The 18,087-nt window shown below is 43.7% G+C and carries 11 protein-coding genes; 5 read left to right on the top strand and 6 right to left on the bottom strand.

Features of this window, described 5'->3' with window-relative positions:
• Positions 1 to 100 precede the first annotated feature (100 nt).
• From G563_RS0108670 to G563_RS0108680, 3 genes are read left to right on the top strand one after another with little or no spacing between them, the layout of a single operon-like run.
• Entirely contained in the window at positions 101 to 3,451 is a 3,351-nt protein-coding gene (locus G563_RS0108670; protein ID WP_229598462.1) for a SusC/RagA family TonB-linked outer membrane protein, read from the top strand.
• 43 nt (positions 3,452 to 3,494) lie between these two features.
• Positions 3,495 to 4,961: a RagB/SusD family nutrient uptake outer membrane protein gene (locus G563_RS0108675; RefSeq protein WP_051210833.1), complete on the top strand. Its 1,467-nt coding sequence runs from the start codon at positions 3,495 to 3,497 to the stop codon at positions 4,959 to 4,961.
• A 53-nt stretch (positions 4,962 to 5,014) separates the two neighbouring features.
• A complete protein-coding gene (locus tag G563_RS0108680; protein WP_084650807.1) occupies positions 5,015 to 6,469 on the top strand; it encodes an FAD-dependent oxidoreductase in 1,455 nt (484 codons plus the stop codon).
• Positions 6,470 to 6,802: 333 nt separating this feature from the next.
• Here G563_RS0108680 and G563_RS36820 read toward each other — a convergent pair whose 3' ends face one another.
• The 6 genes from G563_RS36820 to G563_RS39040 form a co-directional block, all read right to left on the bottom strand.
• Positions 6,803 to 10,645 (bottom strand): leucine-rich repeat domain-containing protein, encoded by a 3,843-nt coding sequence (locus tag G563_RS36820; protein ID WP_051210834.1) that lies wholly within the window; start codon positions 10,643 to 10,645, stop codon positions 6,803 to 6,805.
• Between the two features lie 743 nt (positions 10,646 to 11,388).
• Positions 11,389 to 12,510, bottom strand: coding sequence for a hypothetical protein (locus G563_RS0108695; RefSeq protein WP_037326226.1), 1,122 nt, complete (start codon positions 12,508 to 12,510; stop codon positions 11,389 to 11,391).
• Positions 12,511 to 12,534: 24 nt separating this feature from the next.
• A complete protein-coding gene (locus tag G563_RS0108700; protein WP_028664991.1) occupies positions 12,535 to 13,308 on the bottom strand; it encodes a hypothetical protein in 774 nt (257 codons plus the stop codon).
• Positions 13,286 to 13,738 carry an RNA polymerase sigma factor gene (locus G563_RS0108705; RefSeq protein WP_229598463.1) on the bottom strand — a complete coding sequence of 151 codons (453 nt, stop codon included), beginning with the start codon at positions 13,736 to 13,738 and terminating at the stop codon, positions 13,286 to 13,288. Before G563_RS0108705 ends, G563_RS0108700 begins: the two co-directional genes overlap by 23 nt.
• A gap of 645 nt (positions 13,739 to 14,383) precedes the next feature.
• Positions 14,384 to 15,037: a sialate O-acetylesterase gene (locus G563_RS39035; protein WP_169579739.1), complete on the bottom strand. Its 654-nt coding sequence runs from the start codon at positions 15,035 to 15,037 to the stop codon at positions 14,384 to 14,386.
• Positions 14,983 to 15,786 carry a sialate O-acetylesterase gene (locus G563_RS39040; protein WP_051210836.1) on the bottom strand — a complete coding sequence of 268 codons (804 nt, stop codon included), beginning with the start codon at positions 15,784 to 15,786 and terminating at the stop codon, positions 14,983 to 14,985. The genes G563_RS39035 and G563_RS39040 overlap by 55 nt, the downstream gene beginning before the upstream one ends.
• 151 nt (positions 15,787 to 15,937) lie before the next feature.
• Here G563_RS39040 and G563_RS36835 point away from each other — a divergent pair, with 151 nt between their 5' ends.
• Together G563_RS36835 and G563_RS34045 are read left to right on the top strand one after the other, a co-directional pair.
• Positions 15,938 to 16,549 carry a TetR/AcrR family transcriptional regulator gene (locus G563_RS36835; protein WP_051210837.1) on the top strand — a complete coding sequence of 204 codons (612 nt, stop codon included), beginning with the start codon at positions 15,938 to 15,940 and terminating at the stop codon, positions 16,547 to 16,549.
• A 128-nt stretch (positions 16,550 to 16,677) separates the two neighbouring features.
• Positions 16,678 to 18,048, top strand: a complete 1,371-nt coding sequence (locus G563_RS34045; RefSeq protein WP_063828393.1) for an FAD-binding oxidoreductase — start codon at positions 16,678 to 16,680, stop codon at positions 18,046 to 18,048.
• The last annotated feature ends 39 nt before the right edge of the window (positions 18,049 to 18,087 follow it).

Genomic DNA, 18,087 nt, shown 5'->3' on the forward strand with positions numbered 1-18,087 from the left:
ACCAGCTCAAGCCCCATTTTCGTGTTCGGTTACATCCTTGTCAGATGCGCAGGGGCTGGCATGTCTTTGTCTAAATCGTTCAACAAAAACACCCAAAGGTATGAAATTACCCCCACTTTTTCACGCATACGCCCTTACAATTATGCGTATTACTCTCACTCAATTTTTGTGCGCTGTCCTGTTTATGGGAGTGGCATACGCCAAAGATGCTTTGGCACAAACTTTATTAGAAAAACCAATCAGTTTATCGGTCGAAGATAAAGAAATCAGCTACGTACTGACCAAAATCGAAAAACTCGCCGATGTCCATTTTTCTTACATTCCTCAGCATATTCAAGCCGACCGACGGGTCTCTGTTAATGTCGTAAAACAGCCTCTTTTAGCCGTGCTGGAATCTATTTTCAAAAACAAATCCATTCACTATGAAGTAGTTGGCAAAAAACAGGTATTGCTAAGTCGACAGCCCACACCTCCCATTAGCTCACCTAATACCGACACAAAAAGCAGCTTCTTGTTTGCCCAACCTACTTCCGAACAACTCGTAACGGGCACAGTCACCGACGAAAAAGGGCAAGGTCTTCCGGGGGTCAATGTACTTATTAAAAATACCACTAAAGGTACTACTACCGAAGCCAACGGAAGTTTCAAACTAAATGTACCCGACGAAAATAGCATCCTGATTTTCTCGTTTGTGGGTTATCTTAACCAAGAAATAGTGATTGGTAAACAAAGCAGCCTCAAAGTTCAGCTATTGCCTGACCAAAAGGTATTAGACGAAGTAGTAGTAGTGGGATACGGTACGGTCAAAAAAAGTGATTTGACAGGCTCCGTAACCCAAGTCAAATCAAAAGACCTCAATGCCTTTCCCACTACCAACGTATTGCAGGCGCTTTCGGGTAGGGCTGCGGGGGTACAAGTAGTTCAAAACAACGGCGCACCGGGCGGGAGTGTGAGCGTGCGTATCCGTGGCACCAATTCCATCCAGGGAAGCAACGAACCACTGTACGTAGTAGATGGCTTTCCGATTGCGGGTAGCAACCCTACTGTGCTCAACAACGCCGACATCGAAAACATCGAAATCTTAAAAGACGCTTCTGCCACGGCTATCTATGGTTCGAGAGGAGCCAATGGCGTGGTGATTATCACCACTAAACGCGGCAAAGCGGGGCAAACCAACGTGGATTTTGAAACAAGTGTTAGTTCGCAGTCACTCCGCAAAAAACTAGATTTGATGAATGCCCGCGAGTATGCCACCTTCTATAACGAACAAGCTACCAACGACGGCATTCGCCCCTATTTCACACAGGCACAAATCGACGCCTTTGGCGAGGGTTTTGATTGGCAAGACTTTGTGTTCCAAAAAGCCCCCATGAAAACCATGTCGCTCAATATCAGCGGGGGCAACGAAAAAACCCAGTTTTCGGTGTCAGGGAGTGCTTTTGGTCAGGAAGGCATCATCCGTGGAAGTGATTACAATCGCTATTCGCTCCGAACCAACATCAATCATATCATCAGCAAAAAATTCACTTTTAATCTAGCCACCACCTTGACTCGCATCATGACTCAAGCCCAAAATAGTCAGGGCGGCAACCGTGGCGGGTCGTTGATTTCGGCGGCGGTGTCTTCGCCTCCTATCCTTTCACCTTACAACGACGACGGCAGCTACCGCGTTTTTGGTACAGCTTATTCCTTTATCAGTGCTCTACTCGTGAACCCCCTCAATCCTCTCAATGAGCAAAGCAACCAAACCAAGGGCAACAGGATACTGTCCAATGCCGCTTTTATTTATAACCCGATTCCCGAATTGACAATCAAGGTTTCGGGAGGAATCGAAAACATGGATGACCGGACTGATTCTTATACCACCAACAATTACATCAATTCGCAAGGCAGTGCAGGCATCAGCACGAGTCAGTTTACCAGCTTTTTGAGTGAAAACACCGTGAGTTATCTCAAGACTATCGGACAAAAACACAACATTTCGGCTGTAGTGGGTTTTACATATCAGGATTTTTTGAGTACTTCTTTGGGCGGAAATGGAGTAGGTTTTTTGAGTAATACAAGCCAAACCTACGACTTGGGAGCCGCCAATACGCCCGGTATTCCAAGCTCTAGTTATTCCAAATCCACGCTTTTGTCTTATTTGGGGCGACTCAATTATTCCTATGACAGCAAATATTTAGCCACCGTCAGCTTTCGGGTAGATGGCTCCTCCAAATACAGCGAAGGCAACAAATGGGGGTATTTTCCGTCGGCAGCATTAGCGTGGCGCATTTCGAACGAAGAGTTTTTGAAAAACAATACTTTCATCTCTGACCTCAAACTACGCGCGAGTTGGGGACTAACGGGTAGCCAAGCCATTGGCCCTTATGCTACTCTCAACCAGCTTTTTTCGGGAAAAACCGTATTTGACGATGCGCTCTTTACTACTTACGCTCCTGGCACGGTGCTTCCTGGCAATTTAAAATGGGAAACTACCGAACAAAAAGACATTGGCCTCGACATCGGTCTCCTCAACAATCGTTTCTTAATTACGGCAGATTATTACATCAAAAACACGCGCGATTTGCTCAATACCGTTCAGTTACCTTCTTCTTTGGGGTTCACAAGCACGATTCAAAACATCGGAGAAATGCAAAATAAAGGATTTGAGCTAGGTCTCAATGCCAATATTTTGACGGGGGCGTTGAAGTGGAATGTCAATACCAACATTGCTTTTAACCGCAACAAAATCATCAAACTCTACGGCGGTCAGGATATTTTGGGGGGCTTTGTAGACATCTCGGCCATTACCGACAATCGCAACATCCTACGTGAAGGTCAGCCGTTGGGGCGTTTTTGGGGTTACATCGAAGATGGCTATGACGACAAAGGCAAAATCAAATACAAGGACATCAACGGCGACGCCACGGTGACGGTGTTAGACAAAACCTATATCGGCAATCCCAACCCTAATTTTATTTATGGGTTCAACTCCAATTGGTCGTATAGAAACATCGAACTGAGTATTTTCCTACAAGGAACCCAAGGCAATGATATCTTCAATACGAGCTCTATCAACAATACCGTCGATTTTGGTTATGGACTCAACATGCCGCGCGAAGTATATCTCAATCACTGGACACCCACTACGCCCAACGCCAAATACCCTATCGTGAGCAATACCACACGTACCAATGTCTCCAATCGTTTTGTAGAAGATGGCTCCTATTTACGCCTCAAAAACATCCAAATTGCCTACAGCCTTCCTCTCCAAAGTTGGGGTGTAAAATGGATGCGTTCGGCACAGATTTACGCCAGTGCTCAAAACTTCTTGACCTTCACCAAATATTCGTGGTGGGACCCTGAGGTAAACTCAAACGGTGGCGCGAATTCTACTGCTCAAGGTTTTGACCATAACAGTTACCCTACTTCCAAAGCCATGACGGCGGGCGTACGAGTGGGTTTTTGAGAATAGCCTCTACTTCATATTTCATCCTAAAAAGATATTCAAAATGAAAAAAAGATACTTTGTTTTTCCGAAAATAGCCACCTTGATTATTGCGTTGGTGTGCCTGCTATCTTCTTGTGAAAGTATTCTGAAAGAAGAACCAAAATCCCTTGCTGTCGAAACTTTCTACAATACGGCGGCGGAAGTAGAAGCGGCCGTTAATGCTATTTATACACCGCTACGCAGTAGCAACACCAGTGGCATGGGGGTATATATCGCTGTGTTAGAAGCGCACATTGATTATGCTTACGGACGCGGCAGTTATTCTGTTTTGAACAATTTCCAAGGACTCGACAACGTAAACATTAGCCGTACGGCGGGTGCATGGGAAGGCTTTTATCTTAGCATTCGCAATGCCAACCTAGTCATCAAAAATGCTCCTAATGGGAAGTCTATTTCCAAGGCTAATATTGACAAATACCTGGCCGAAGCAAAATTTTTACGTGCTTTCAACTATTTTCATTTGGTCAGGAACTGGGGTGGTGTGCCTATACGAACAGAGGCTAACATGACCGATATCAACGCCAAACGCAACTCCGTAGCCGAAGTCTATGACCTTATTTTGGCGGATTTGAAAGTGGCCGAAGCAGGTCTGCCTGAGCAAATATCTCAGTCGGGTCGTCCCTCCAAATGGGCGGCAAAAACCCTACTTGCCGACGTCTATTTAGAACTCAAACGCTACGCCGAAGCGCGCGATAAAGCCGAAGAAGTAATGCTTTCTAAGAAATTTTCGTTGGTGCCCGTCCAAACATCCGAAGATTTTCAAAAGATTTTTGGGCCTACCGTCGTCACCACTCCCGAAGAAGTATTTTACCTCAAATATTCTCGCCAATCAGGACAGGGAAATCTTTGGCCTTGGCTCACCAATCACCCCGGTACACGACTTCACGGGGGAGGTGGCGTATATGGACACCACAGCGACATCACCAATCCTGTTTATAAAAACTGGGATGACAAAGACCTTCGTAAAGGTCTTTGGTATAGTTGGAATATTGGTTTGGGAGCTACATCGATTTTGTCAAAAAAATTCATCGACCCTGACGCAATCGGTGGCTCAGGTGCGGGCAATGACGCCCCTTGGTATCGCTACGCCGATGTACTGCTCATCTATGCCGAGGCCGCTAGCCAAGCGGCCAACGGGCCTACAGCTACGGCATTAGAAGCCCTCAACCAAGTACACCGCCGCGCTTACGGCCTCGCTCCTACCAATGCGTCGGCGATTGATTTCAAATTGGCTGATTATACTACCAACTCCTTTCTAGACTTGGTCATCAAAGAGCGTGGCTATGAGTTTCAATATGAAGGCAAACGCTGGCTAGAACTTAAACGTACGGGCAAAGCACAGCAAATCATCTTGGCCACCAAAAACAAGACCATTGCCGACAAAGCTTATTTGTGGCCCATTGCGGTATCCGAACTAGGCTACAATACCGCTATCGACCCCGTCAAAGATCAGAATCCGGGCTATTAGGCCTATGGCGATTAGGCCCTATTCAATTTCTTCACATCCAAAACATCGAAATCATGAATTCCAACGATAATTTTGCCCCCCTTTCCTCCATGTTTAACCTCAATCGCCGTAAGTTTTTACAGTCGGCCATTGCCAGTACAAGTGCTTCTGCCTTACTTTCTCTAGAAGCCGAAGCAGCCGTTCCCGAAGCCAGTACGTTTAAAGAACCTGCCCAAAATCTTCCTATCAAAGAGGAAGTAGATGTGATGGTGTGCGGAGCAGGACCTGCGGGTGTATCAGCTGCTATCACCGCTGCAAGGGCGGGTGCCAAAACCCAACTCATCGAAATACATGGTTGTTTGGGAGGGGTATGGACGGCAGGGCTTCTGACTTATATTTTTGATTTTAATAAACCCGGCTTGACGAAAGAAATCAAAGCCAAGCTCGACGAAAGAGATGCTCGTCGCAACAAAATCGCCGATCAGTTTGTATACCATCCCGACGAAATGAAGCTGCTTTTGGAAGAAATGTGCCAAGAAGCAGGGGTGAAATTTTTGTTGCACACGCGAGTAGCGGCGGCCTATCGCGACAAAAAACGCCTCACCACCGCCATTACCGAATCAAAGTCGGGTCGAGAAGCATGGAAGGCCAAGGTGTTTATTGATGCTACTGGCGACGGTGACCTCGGTGCCCAAGCTGGCAATGCTTGGGAAATCGGGAAAGGCGGCGACACTTGCCCTTGTCAACCTCTGACGCTCAATGTATTGGCTGTAGTAAAAGACCCCGCTGCGCTCAAACAATACATATCATTTTATACCAACGAAGGTGAACGGGCCAATTGGCACGTACCTGCCGTCAATGCCTTTATGAAAGAAATCAAACGGGCTGGTATCACGCCTTCTTATGGTATGCCAACTTTGTTTTTGATTCGGGAAAATCTGGTAATGATTATGGTCAATCATGAGTATAACATCAAGGCATTTGACGCCACCGAAATCACCGACGCTACCGTACGCGCCCGCGCCGAAGTATACAATATCGTAAGAGGGCTCAACAAGCTCGGTGGACCCTGGGAGGGAATGCAAATCGTGGCTACACCTGAGCAAATAGGTATCCGTGACGGTCGACGAATTCAGGGGCGTTATACCGTTACGAAAGAAGATTTAGTAGTGGGAGCTCGCCATACCGATGCCGTCACCCGCCCTACTTTTGGGGTGGATATTCATGCTACCGACCGCAAAACCAACGAAGTAGAAACCATTTCGCGCGGAGGTATCAAGATGATTCCGTATGATATTCCTCTGCGAGCACTCATTGCCAAAGATGTAGATGGGCTTATGATGGCGGGTCGATGCATCAGCGGCGATTTCACCGCCCATGCCAGCTATCGTGTCACGGGCAATGCCGTTGCGATGGGTGAAGCCGCCGGTGCGGTAGCCGCCTTAGCCGCCAAAAACAATAAACTCCCCCACGAAATCGACTGGAGTGATGCCGCCCAATTGCTACATCAACTTGGGATGCGTAGTTAAGTGACCTCTATCCCCAAATCGGAATTTGGGGATTTGTGGGCATTGCGTCTCTGACGCACAACAATTACATTCAAATACGTCAGAGACGCAATGCCGTAAGCGTCCCGAAACATAGTTCGGGACGAGCAAAGCACGTGTGAGAGACTTGTCAAGTTTTCAAAACTTGACAAGGCTTTTCTCTCTATCCCCAAATTCCGATTTGGGGATTTTTTTGGCATGGCGTCTCCGACGCACAACAATTACATTCAAATACGTCGGAGACGCAATGCCGTAAGCGTCTCGAAACATAGTTCGGGACGAGCAAAGTCTTTCTAAAGGTTTTGAACCCTACAATCAAGAAATATCCCGATTGAGTTCTTGAAAGAAAGTCAGAATGTCATCATAGGTTTTACCATAGACGATATTTTGGATTTTGCGGTCTTGAGTAAAAGAGGAGGCATCTTTTTCTAAAACTAATCGGTATTGATGGTGTTCGGAATCGATATTCTGTTTGCTCCATTTTAGCAGTTTTCCAAAATTAGGATCTTCCAACCCTGCACCGTAGCCTACGTAGACAATGTGTTTAGATAAAGAAATTGCTTTTTCCAACTCTTGAAAAAAGGTATTGTTTGTTAAATCCTGATACGAACGAATCCCTAAAATGACAGATTCGGCGTCATCATAGTGCCCATGCAGATGAACAACGGCTTTTCGATTGTCGTTTAATACTTCTTGGATTTTATCGCTTTGGCGATTGGTAATGTGTGGATACTTTAAAATATCCTCGATAAGGTTGTCATAATTGGTGGTAAAAATCGGTGCGTTTAGTTTACCAATTTCTTCGATTAACTCTTTTCGTAAAGGCTGTAAACTACCAACGCTTTTTCGGAGCCATGTTTTGAAGTGAGTATTTGTTTCTAGTTTGCTGGTGAGTATTGCGGCGACGGAAAGCCATTCCTCTATGTCATCTCTGGATAAGTCCTTTTTTTTGCTATTTACCCAATCTTGGTCACATCCTTGGATAGGAATGGATTGACAATAATCTATTCCGTGTGTAAGCAGACCCTTCCAAGTAGCTAAGGAGGCATTTTGGGTAGTATAAGCCGATACTCCAGTACCTAGAAAAAAAACGGCTTTATTTTGTTTTAGCTTATCCACCAAGGAAAGATAGTTGGCTGTTTTGGTAAAGTTTATCATAAATAGAGGTTGTTGGGTGAATCCTTGTGCGATGCTGATGGTACCGATTTGTTGTTTGGAATACTCAATTTTCTTACGTTGGGTTTGTTGGTTTTCGTAGATTGTAGTACGCTCTAGAGGATAAATTTCATTTAATTCATGGAAAATTTTACCGTACAGCTCGGCTGTTTCAGCCCATATTTTCATTTCGTTTTCGACTACTTCTACAGTTCCTCTGCAATGGTTGTGGTCTACCAATGAGATATAATTTTGATAAAAGCTTTCTTCTTCTTCTTGGTGACAATGAGCCAAGATAGCCACCTGTAGACGCTGGATGATGGCTCCGTACATAAACGGGAACTCAATGGAAAAGTAGCGTTGTTTTTCAGTCCAGATGATTTTGTCGGCAGTTTTTACTTTAGAAAACAAAGACGGCATCAGATAACGATAGGGCCTGATTATCTTTTTGGGATAGGGATGATAATTAGAACGTAGTTCGGTCATTAGTCCGCTTTTGAGGAGATAGCTTTTGAAGAGTGCCTGCTCTTCCGTGGAGTAATCTTGCCAGATTTTTTGAAAGTCATCATCATTGAGTTTGCCATTAGTGCTTTTTAAAGGGTTCGGGTCTTTGATTGAAATTGCCTTATAAACGGCGTTTAGTACCCAATGGGTCTGGAGAATGATTTTATCTTGATACAAATCTTTGTAATAACTGACTACACCCGTTTGGGAAAAGTATTCTAAAAGTGCCAGGGGATTAGAGATTTGATGTTGATTGCAGAGCTGGTCATACTTAGTCATCGAAAGTGTAGATTGGGTTTGCTTTTTTTTTTCTAGGGCTGATTGTACCAAATGCCAAGAAAGGGGATAGTCTTGAATGGGGTATTGCTCCAGAAGAGTTTCGATTTCGGTTTCCAAAACATTCTTGAATTTGTTGACTCCCGTAGTATCATGTTTGCAATCGAAACGATACTGGCTAGTGTCCAGATAAATGCCTTTCTGTTTGTAGCGTTTTACTAGTTCTGTCAATGTGAAATCGTCGGGAAAGTGGGAGTGAAATTCATCGTTGATGACATTTTCGACCAGCAACACACGACTCCCTTTACCATAATCTGCAATAAAATCCAGCCAATAGCGAAGAGGATGCGTATCATCTTGGCTGCAATGTTTGAGTTCGGTTTTGGTGTATAGCAACACATAAATTGCGCGCTGGCCTAAGAATAAGCGGTGGGTTCCGTGAAAAATATCCTGCCCGCCAAAATCCCATACATTGACGGTGACATTGGGTAGGGCATTTTGCCAGCTATTGAGGGCAATACCGTCTGTACGGTCATGGATGTCGATATGAGTTGCTTTTCCTTCTTTCAGGTGGCTGTATAGGGTACTTTTTCCAGCACAGCCGTCTCCCAAAAACAAAAGTTTGACATTGCGGTGGGGGGTAGTACCCTGTTTGCTGTCCTTAAATCTTGCCCGTAGTTTATCGATATCAGTTATTATCTCTTGTTCTAAAGGAAGCTCAGGATTGCCTGAGAAATCAACTTTTTTAAGGTATTTTAATTCACATATTGATTCTAATTGGTCAATGTCACGGAGATGGTTGTCGCAAAGCTCTAATTCAGTCAGCTGTGAGAGTTTAGCTAGGTCTTTGACTTCAACGATACAATTATCGCTAAGGTTTAATACTTTCAGCTGTGAGAGTTTAGCTAACTCCTTAACGTCAGTAAATCCGTTGCTACAAAGATTCAATTCCTCTAATTGATATAGATTAGCTAGCTCTTTTACATCAGTAATTTTATTGGAACTAAGGTCTAACTCCTTCAATTGGAAGAGTTTAGCTAGACTTTTTACATCTGTGATTTGGTTATTACAAAGGTTTAATTCTTTTAATTGATGTAGGCTAACCAACTCTTTGATATCAGAGATTTGATTGTCAATAAGATATAAATTTACTAGCTGAGATAGTTGCCCGAGTTCTTTAATGTCAGTGACTTGATTGTGACTTATGTCTAAAGTCTTGAGTTGATATAGGTTAGCCAGCCCTTTGATGTCAGTGATTTGATTGGAATTTAGGCTTAAGCTCACTAGCTGAGATAACTGAGCTAGCTCTTTGATGTCAGTGATTTGATTGGAACTGAGGTCTAATTCCCGTAGTTGAGTTAGGTGAGTCAGGGCAGTGATATCAGTGATTTCATTGTCACTAAGGTCTAATTCATTCAGATGAAAAAGTTTCGAAAGTTCTTTGATCTCACTGATATGGTTACCACTAAGTTTTAATTTTTTCAATTTAGAGAGTTGTGCTAACCCTTTGATATTACTAATTTTATTTTCATTAAGATCTAAGTTGACAAGCTGCTTGAACTGATCCAACCCTTTGGTGTCAGTTATTTGATTGTAACCTAGCTCTAGAGTTGCTAGCTGAGCCAATTTAGCCAAAGGTTTGACGTTAGTGATTTGATTACCCCTTATGTTTAATTTTTCCAATTTAGCTAGGTGAATCAGCTCTTCAACATCAGTGATTTGATTATAACTGAGGTCTAATATTACCAGATGAGATAGATGTTTCAGATCTTCAACATCAGTGATTTGATTGTAACTGAGGTCTAAGTTAACAAGTTGCTTGAGCTTAGCCAGCTCTTTGGTGTCAGTGATTTGATTGTAACCTAGCTCTAGAGTTGCTAGCTGAGTTAGTTTAGCCAGAGGTTTTACGTTAGAGATTTGATTGTTACCTAGGTTCAAATGTACTAGCCTAGATAGCTTAGCAAGCTCAGTAATGTCAGTGATTTTATTGGAACGAAGGTGTAGTTCTTTCAATTGAGCTAATTTAGTCAACTCATTGATGCCAATAATTTGACTGTCAGGAATTACAATTCCCCAAATCTGATTAGTATGATTTGTAACATAATAAAATACCTTATAAAAATAGAATTGGTTGCGCAATGTTCTAAACTCCTCTTCATTTAAGCGGGTAAATTTTAGTCCCCATGCTTTTTCTAGTTGTAAGATTTCAATAGGTGTAGTCATATAAGGTTTTAGAGTAGAAGGTCGTTGAGTAAAAGGGGATTAAATATATAAAAGCTTTCGTTTTATTTAAAAAAATAAAAAAGACCGAGGGCAAATGCAGTCGGTCTTTTGGGTATTACATCTACTAAAATAAATGTCATTAAAGTTATTTTATAAGTTGTCCCCAAATTCCGATTTGGGGATTTTTGGCATAGCGTCTCCGACGCACACCAATTATACTCAAATGCGTCAGAGACGCAATGCCATAAACGTCCCGAAACATAGTTCGGGACGAGCAAAGTTCGACTTACTGGTAAAACCTTCTCAGAACTAGAGTCTCATTGTTTTGCAGAATGCCTTCTGGTACATATCAATCATTCCTTTTTCTAAAAGTGAGGGTAATGTTCGAGGTAAGCTTTGGATATCTGAGCGGCTACTTTTTTGGGAGGCGAGATAAAGTAAGAAGCCTAGCGCATCGGCCTGTTGGGCGCTAATCCCTAATTTTTGAAAAATCATCTCCGACTATGGGGAGCTACCCTATGGCCGAAACGCTTGAAAGACTTGCGTCATCCACCACCAATCGTAAACATCCCGAAACATAGTTCGGGACGAGTGAAAGGGACTTGACAAAGCTTTTCTCTCTATCCCCAAATTCCGATTTGGGGATTTTTTGGCATGGCGTCTCCGACGCACAGATTTTAAATGCGTCAGAGACGCAATGCCATAAACGTCCCGAAACATAGTTCGGGACGAGCCAAGTATTTCTAAATCCCAATTTGTAATCGTAGACTAGGTTGGACGCTTTTGAAGAAACCGTTAAAATAGATTTCGGGTTGTATCTTAAACATGCCATAGGTCATGACCGTCATTGAAAAATTCCAAGTGTTTTTGTCAAAAATAGGCCCATTTCTGCTTACTGAATGCCCTAAATACGCCCCAAACAGCACTTTTTCGGTATTTATATGTTTCGAGGAGGGGCGTCTAAAATCGTAAAAAGTAACGCCCAGATGCACAAAACCGTTGCTATGGGTCATAAAACGCTGGGTCTGGTCGTTGTGCTCGGTAAAAAACATGCTACGCCATCCCAAAGTATAGCCAATCGTTTTGTATTTGTTGGGAATAAACGTAAAATCTAATTGTGAGTTGGGCACCCATTGATTTCTAAACAAACCGATTCCAAACGAGGGATGAACGGCGATAAAATCCTCTTTTTTGTTTTTGACCTTGCTAAACATCCTTCCCGACAAAGGTGTATCGGTGTATTCGAACGAAAACCGCTCGTCGGTCAGGTCGTGCCCCGTGTATTTTTTTACATCCTCAAGCGCCTTCAGTAGGTGTGCATTGGCCGTCGAAGTTTCAACAAGCCCCTGAGCATCTTCTAAGTTGTTCAGCACAAAACAAAAATATACCGACTCATTGACAACCAAACTTTTAGCATTCGGATTCCCTACTTTAATTTGAATGGGAGCGGTTGCATTTTGCACAATAAGCAGCGTATCTTGGGAGGTTTTCAGCAACAAAGGTTCCGCATTTTGCGGCCTAAGCTGGAAGCGTTGTTGGGCGGAGGTATGCTCTTTCAAATCCAGTTGGTAGTGCCCGTTGCTAAGGGGTTTGTAGATGACCGTGCGCGCATTGGTCGTTTCTTCCAGACCCGTTTTTATTTTTTTAAAATCCCTGACAAACAACGCAAGGGTAGAGTCGATGTTTTGAAACTGCTGTAAACTGCGCACGTTGGGGGCATACACCACCAGCTTATTCCCTTTTTCAAACTCAAATTGATAACGACTGTGCTTTTCGAGCACCCAAGGTTTCGTTCCTGGTAAATTTTGAGCAAAAGCGTGGCTCAGGATGCCCGCTGCGAGCATCGTTGTAATGAAGGTTTTCATGGTATTTAGAGGATTTTGAGTGTTTTAATCTTTTTTTCTGAGGTACGTCATGATGCTACTTTGCGACTGATTACTGCTGTTGGTTTGCCAATTAATCACCACAAACCCTTTGGCTTTGGCCTCTTTTTCGCGGGCTTCGGCCATTTCTATTTTCTGATAATCAGCCAATTCGTTGGCATGTACAATTTTAAACAAAGGTTTGGTTTTGCTTTTGGTCATAGAAAAACGGGACGGTTTTGCCGCAGGTGGCTGACTTGCTTCGGGTAGCGGTGCTGTGGTAAGTTCGGGAGTTGCTGCATCAATCTCCGCCTTGGCAACAGTCACAGGTTCAACCGCCATAACTGGAAGTTTTGCTTCGTGGTCTGGCTCAATTTCAGAAAGAGTTGGAGTTGGCGCAAGGTGGGTCGCAGGCGATGATGCCACCCCTAATTTTTTGCGAACAATCGACCGTGCGGGCGTCACTTTCTGGCCCGTACTTTCTTTCGTTACTGTGACCAGAGGTTGTTTTGGCAACACCTCAACGTCATTGTTTACTACTTGATTATCAGCATTTTTTCCAGCAAACCAATGCATTCTCCAGCCCATTCCTCCCACCAATAACAGTAGCCCTACTGCCGCGACAATGCGGTAACGCATCCCCCCTCCTTGACGGCCCAACAACGGTTTTTCCTTTGCAACCGGATGTAGTTCGGCTTGTAATTGCTGCCAAACTCTCCCCGACCGAAAATTTTCGGGTGGACTATCGAGGCTGTCTAGCTCTTCCCTCACCCATTCGTCAAATCGTTCCGTATTGCTCATAGCCTCTTTGTTTTAAAAGTTGTTGTAACATAGCCCTTGCTTTGCTCAACTGCGACTTGGAAGTACCGACGTTGATGTTCAGTTGTTGGGCGATTTCTTCGTGTTTAAATCCTTCAACGACGTACAAATTGAACACCATTCGGTAACCTGCGGGCAATTCGAGCAGTGCGGCATAAATTGCTTCGGCATCAATCGACACATCAGGAGGCTCTATTTTATAGGCACTATCCGCTTCGCCGGTATCCGTAAATACGGGCAATGCCTTTTGTTGACGAAGGTGCATGAGGGCCTCGTTGACCATAATGCGTTTGAGCCAAGCTTCCAGACTGTGGTCATCGCGGTAGTCAAAATCGGGCAAGCCTCTAAAAAACTTCAAAAAACCATTCATCAACACTTCTTCCGCGTCTTGGCGGTGCCGAACGTAACGCATACAAAGCCGAAACAATCGCGCGGCAAAGCCCTCGTACAGCCTATTCTGCGCGAATTGGTTGTTTTCTTTGCACATTTCAACAACTTTCTGCCAGCGATACACGGATTTGCTTCGTTTGGTTTCAATGATAGAAATGCAGAAATAACCAGGCGGGTTGCCTGAAAGGTAAAAAAATAATGCTGGTGAAGTTAAGAATAACGTTAGCTTCTCGCTCGTGTTTTCTATTTATAGACTTCTATCCTAGTTGTTGACAAGGAAAGCTTGCTAATAAAAGGCACGATTTCGTGGTAACGATGATTATTTTAGCCTGAATCAACTCAAAATAGCATTATTAAATATTCGACGAGTACGCAAGGCTTTGGCGATATTGTAGTAACGCCTAATATTGACTTCTCTCACTACCCCTAAACTCCAACTGGGACTTTTTTGGCTTCTGCATTTCCGACGCACAGATTTTAAATGCGTCAGAGACGCCATACCATAAGCTTCCCGAAACATAGTTCGGCACGAGCGAGAGATCGCCTATCCCCAAATTCCGATTTGGGGATTTTTGGCATGGCGTCTCCGACGCACAGATTTTAAATGCGTCAGAGACGCAATGCCATAAGCGTCCCGAAACACAGTTCGGGACGAGTGAGGTTTGATTTATTTTCCTAATTTCCAATCATCGGTTCGGAAAGGAATAGCGGGTAAGCCTTCTTTGTTGAAGAGATTGGGGACGGGGGTGTCACGGAAAGCAAACCGCACCGCCACGGGCTGACTCACTTTGTCGGACGTTACTTCTACTTGGTTGCCTTTTACGATTTTGGCTTTGGCTTTATGAAAAACGTGGTCACTGCCTGCTATTTCAAATTCGGCTAGTTCGGTATTTCCTTTGGCAATGAGACCGCTTTCGGCCCAATCAAATGTCACCCATGCTTTGTTGCCTTCCACTTGCCACGAACGATACTGAGGACTGCGATAATTACCCGTTTTTTGTCCGTAAGTTTCGGCCAATGCCCAGCCCGCCAAGCGATTGCCTACTTCTCGTTTGTAAGCTGGGTGAATATCGTTGAGATTGTCTACCAAATCCGTCACCACAATCATTCCCGAATTGCGAATATCCATCGCGCGTGTTTGCATTTCACGCACTGCCGGGGCTTTAAATTCGGTGCTATCTCGGTAGTTGAAAGGAGCAATTTGAACATAATAAAAAGGGAAATTTTTTTGCCATGCCCCGCGCCAAGTATCTACCAAAAGGTGCATCAGTTGGTAATAAGTGGAAGGAAAATGTCGGTTTGATTCACCCTGATACCACAATGCCCCGCAATATTGAAAGGCGTAATCGGGGCTACCATGCCATTGTAGATATAGCCCGCCTGCCGTGGCCATCCTTTGCTCGGAATCATCGTTTCGGCGGAGATACGAGTATTAGGAAACATATTGACAATATGCTCAGGAATCCACGATTCGATATAAGATCCCCCCCAAGCCACATCTATCAGCCCAATCGGCACATTGAGGGATTGAGTGAGTTTTTTTCCAAAAAAATACCCCACCGCACTGAATCTCTTCAATGTGGAGGAGTCACAAATAGCCCATTTACCTTTGGTATCTGTTTGAGGGGTTTCGGCGGTGAGTTTGGGCATTTTAAAAAAACGAATGTTGGCATTATAGGCTGTCGGCAATTCGGCTTTGGCATCTTTTACGCCATGCTCTGCACTCCATTCCATATTTGACTGACCTGCGCACAGCCACACCTCCCCTACCATTACATTTTGGAGCACAATTTTATTACGACCTTCGATTGATAGCGTATGTGGGCCGCCTGCTTTGGGTGTCGTGATTGTAAGTTTCCAAACGGCGTTTTCGTTCGTAACCGTATTTATTGATTCTCCTAGCCAACTACCCGTTACTTTTACTTTTTCTCCTGGCTGCGCCCAACCCCATACGGTGACCGACGACTGTTGTTGAAGTACCATATCATTGCTAAAAATAGCGGGTAGCCATACATCCGCTATCGCTCCCAAAGGGCTCAAAAAGAGAAGAAAAACCCACAATTGTTTCATTTTGTAGAAGGTGGTTTATGGTTTATCAATTCATAAAGCCCTCTTGTTATATTCTCTCCTCATGATACTCAAAAACTACCTCTCTAAAAAAAGAAGGAAAATTTGGTAGTTTGATTTTTTATAAACAATTTTGTCGAACAATTCTGTTTATATGCCCAAAATTGACCACGAGACCAAAGAAAAAATCTTAGCCGCTGCCGAAAAAGTCTTTCATAGCAACGGCTTTAAAGGCACGCGTACCTCCCAAATTGCCGAAGAAGCGGGTATCAGCCGCACCATGCTCCATTATTATTTCAACTCCAAAAAAGCTCTTTTTCAGGAAGTTTTGAAGAATACAATTGGTACGGTATTGGGTCATACTAAAAAAGTACTCGACAAATCGCTGTCCTTAGACCAACTCATTGAGCATGTAGTAGAAGTGATTGCCGATGTATTTGAAGCCAAACCTGGCCTGCCTAGTTTTGTAGTAAACCTCCTCAATGAATCTCCCGAAATCGCTTATTTTTTGGCCTATTCTCAAAATGACACCCTACCTGTATTATTAGATGAAGTATTGAAAGAAGCTCAGAGCAAAGGAGAGGTGGATGCTCATCTTACAGGCGAAGATTTAATACTCAATATTTACGCCCTTTGTGCCATTCCTTATTTGGGGGCATCTTACATCAAAATCAAAGAAAAAAGGGACGATGAAGCCATGAGACTATTTTTAAAAGCCCGAAAAGAGAAAATCAAAAGATTTGTTTTGAAAGGCATCCAACCTTAAAACGCTTTTATCGATGACCTTTGATTGGTCATCTTTTTTTGACTTTTTATAAACAATTTTGTCGAACATTTTTGTAAAAAAAACTTACCATGTTATCCCATTTGAACCCTAAACCTATTTTAAGCAAAATGCCTTCATTATACATCAAGGGAAATATCCTACGGAAAGAAGACCGGGGATTTGAAAAAGCCCTTATGGATACTTTATTCAACAAACTCGACCCCAAAAGGCGTCCTTTTTGTATCATCACACCCCACAATGTTGCTGATATTATAGCCACTATCCGCTATGCCAAATCTATCGGCAAAACCATCAGCGTGTGCTCAGGCGGGCAAAGTTGGTCGGCCAATCATATTCGAGAAAACAATATTCTTATCAATATGGGTGGCTTTAACCATTTTCAAATCAACAAAGAAAACCTAACGGCCCAAGTAGAACCGGGAGTTGAAGGGGGGATGTTTTTAAATGCTTTGATGAATCAAAATTTGTTTTTCCCAACCGGGCATTGCAAACACACAAAGTTAGGAGGTCACTTATTGCAAGGAGGGTTGGGGTGGAATAGCCGAAAATTTGGGATAGCCTGCGAAAATGTGACAGGGCTAGATATTGTCACCGCAAACGGCGAATTGGTTCATGCCAATGCCTCACAAAATACCGATTTGTTTTGGGCAGCGCGTGGAGCAGGAGGAAGTTTTTGTGGCATAGTTGTGTGTTTTCATCTTCGTTTGTTTACTAAGCCTCTCTATAGTGGGGCTATTACGCAAGCTTATGATATGAAGCATTTAGAAGAAGTGTATCGGTGGGCATATGAGGTAGGCCCACAAGTGCCTGCGGCAGCCGAGCTACAGCTCTTAATGAGTAGGCGAGTCTTAAAATTTTTAGGTGCTGGCATCGAAGCCTCCGTGCCTATTTTTGCTGATTCCAAAGAAGAGTTAGAAGAGGCAAAGGCTTTTATGCTCCAAAGTCCCATTAAAAAGAAAGCTTTTTTGAGTACGCCTTTTGTGCCTTATCAAGTAACTACTATGTGCCGTTTTAGGGCGATTCACTATCCCGAAAATCATCATTGGTGTGTAGATAATATGTGGACATCGGCTACTATTGATGAGCTTTTGCCTTATTTAAAAGGAATCTCCAAAGCCTTACCTCCGGCCCCTTCTCATATGCTTTGGCGCAATTGGCACCCTTCAAATCGTCGGGCAGACATGGCTTTTTCGGTCGAAGACAAAATTTATTTGGGATTATATGGAGCGTGGAAATCTCCCCTACAAACCCGAAAATCTTGCACATGGGCTACTGATTGGATGCGGTGGATGTCTCATTTATCTTCCGGTATTCACCTAGCCGACGAAAACCTCCGCAACCGCCCTGCACGTTTCATGTTGGATACGCATCTACAGAAATTAAATCAAATAAGGGCCGTAAGAGATTCTTCTCAAGTTTTTAGTACGTGGCCTACTTGTCCCTACTCCTCTTATGACCCGCGTGTACTATATCCATAAAAAGAGAGAGGAACGAGATCAAAACCCCGCTCCTCTCAA

Source organism: Runella zeae DSM 19591 (assembly GCF_000423565.1).
Lineage (GTDB): Bacteria > Bacteroidota > Bacteroidia > Cytophagales > Spirosomataceae > Runella > Runella zeae.

Bases quoted from the DNA above. Each gene is read 5' to 3' on its own strand.
- G563_RS0108670 (WP_229598462.1), top strand. From the start codon at position 101: ATGAAATTACCCCCACTTTTTCACGCATACGCCCTTACAATTATGCGT.
- G563_RS0108675 (WP_051210833.1), top strand. From the start codon at position 3,495: ATGAAAAAAAGATACTTTGTTTTTCCGAAAATAGCCACCTTGATTATT.
- G563_RS0108680 (WP_084650807.1), top strand. From the start codon at position 5,015: ATGAATTCCAACGATAATTTTGCCCCCCTTTCCTCCATGTTTAACCTC.
- G563_RS36820 (WP_051210834.1), bottom strand. From the start codon at position 10,645: ATGACTACACCTATTGAAATCTTACAACTAGAAAAAGCATGGGGACTA.
- G563_RS0108695 (WP_037326226.1), bottom strand. From the start codon at position 12,510: ATGAAAACCTTCATTACAACGATGCTCGCAGCGGGCATCCTGAGCCAC.
- G563_RS0108700 (WP_028664991.1), bottom strand. From the start codon at position 13,308: ATGAGCAATACGGAACGATTTGACGAATGGGTGAGGGAAGAGCTAGAC.
- G563_RS0108705 (WP_229598463.1), bottom strand. From the start codon at position 13,738: ATGCGTTACGTTCGGCACCGCCAAGACGCGGAAGAAGTGTTGATGAAT.
- G563_RS39040 (WP_051210836.1), bottom strand. From the start codon at position 15,786: ATGAAACAATTGTGGGTTTTTCTTCTCTTTTTGAGCCCTTTGGGAGCG.
- G563_RS36835 (WP_051210837.1), top strand. From the start codon at position 15,938: ATGCCCAAAATTGACCACGAGACCAAAGAAAAAATCTTAGCCGCTGCC.
- G563_RS34045 (WP_063828393.1), top strand. From the start codon at position 16,678: ATGCCTTCATTATACATCAAGGGAAATATCCTACGGAAAGAAGACCGG.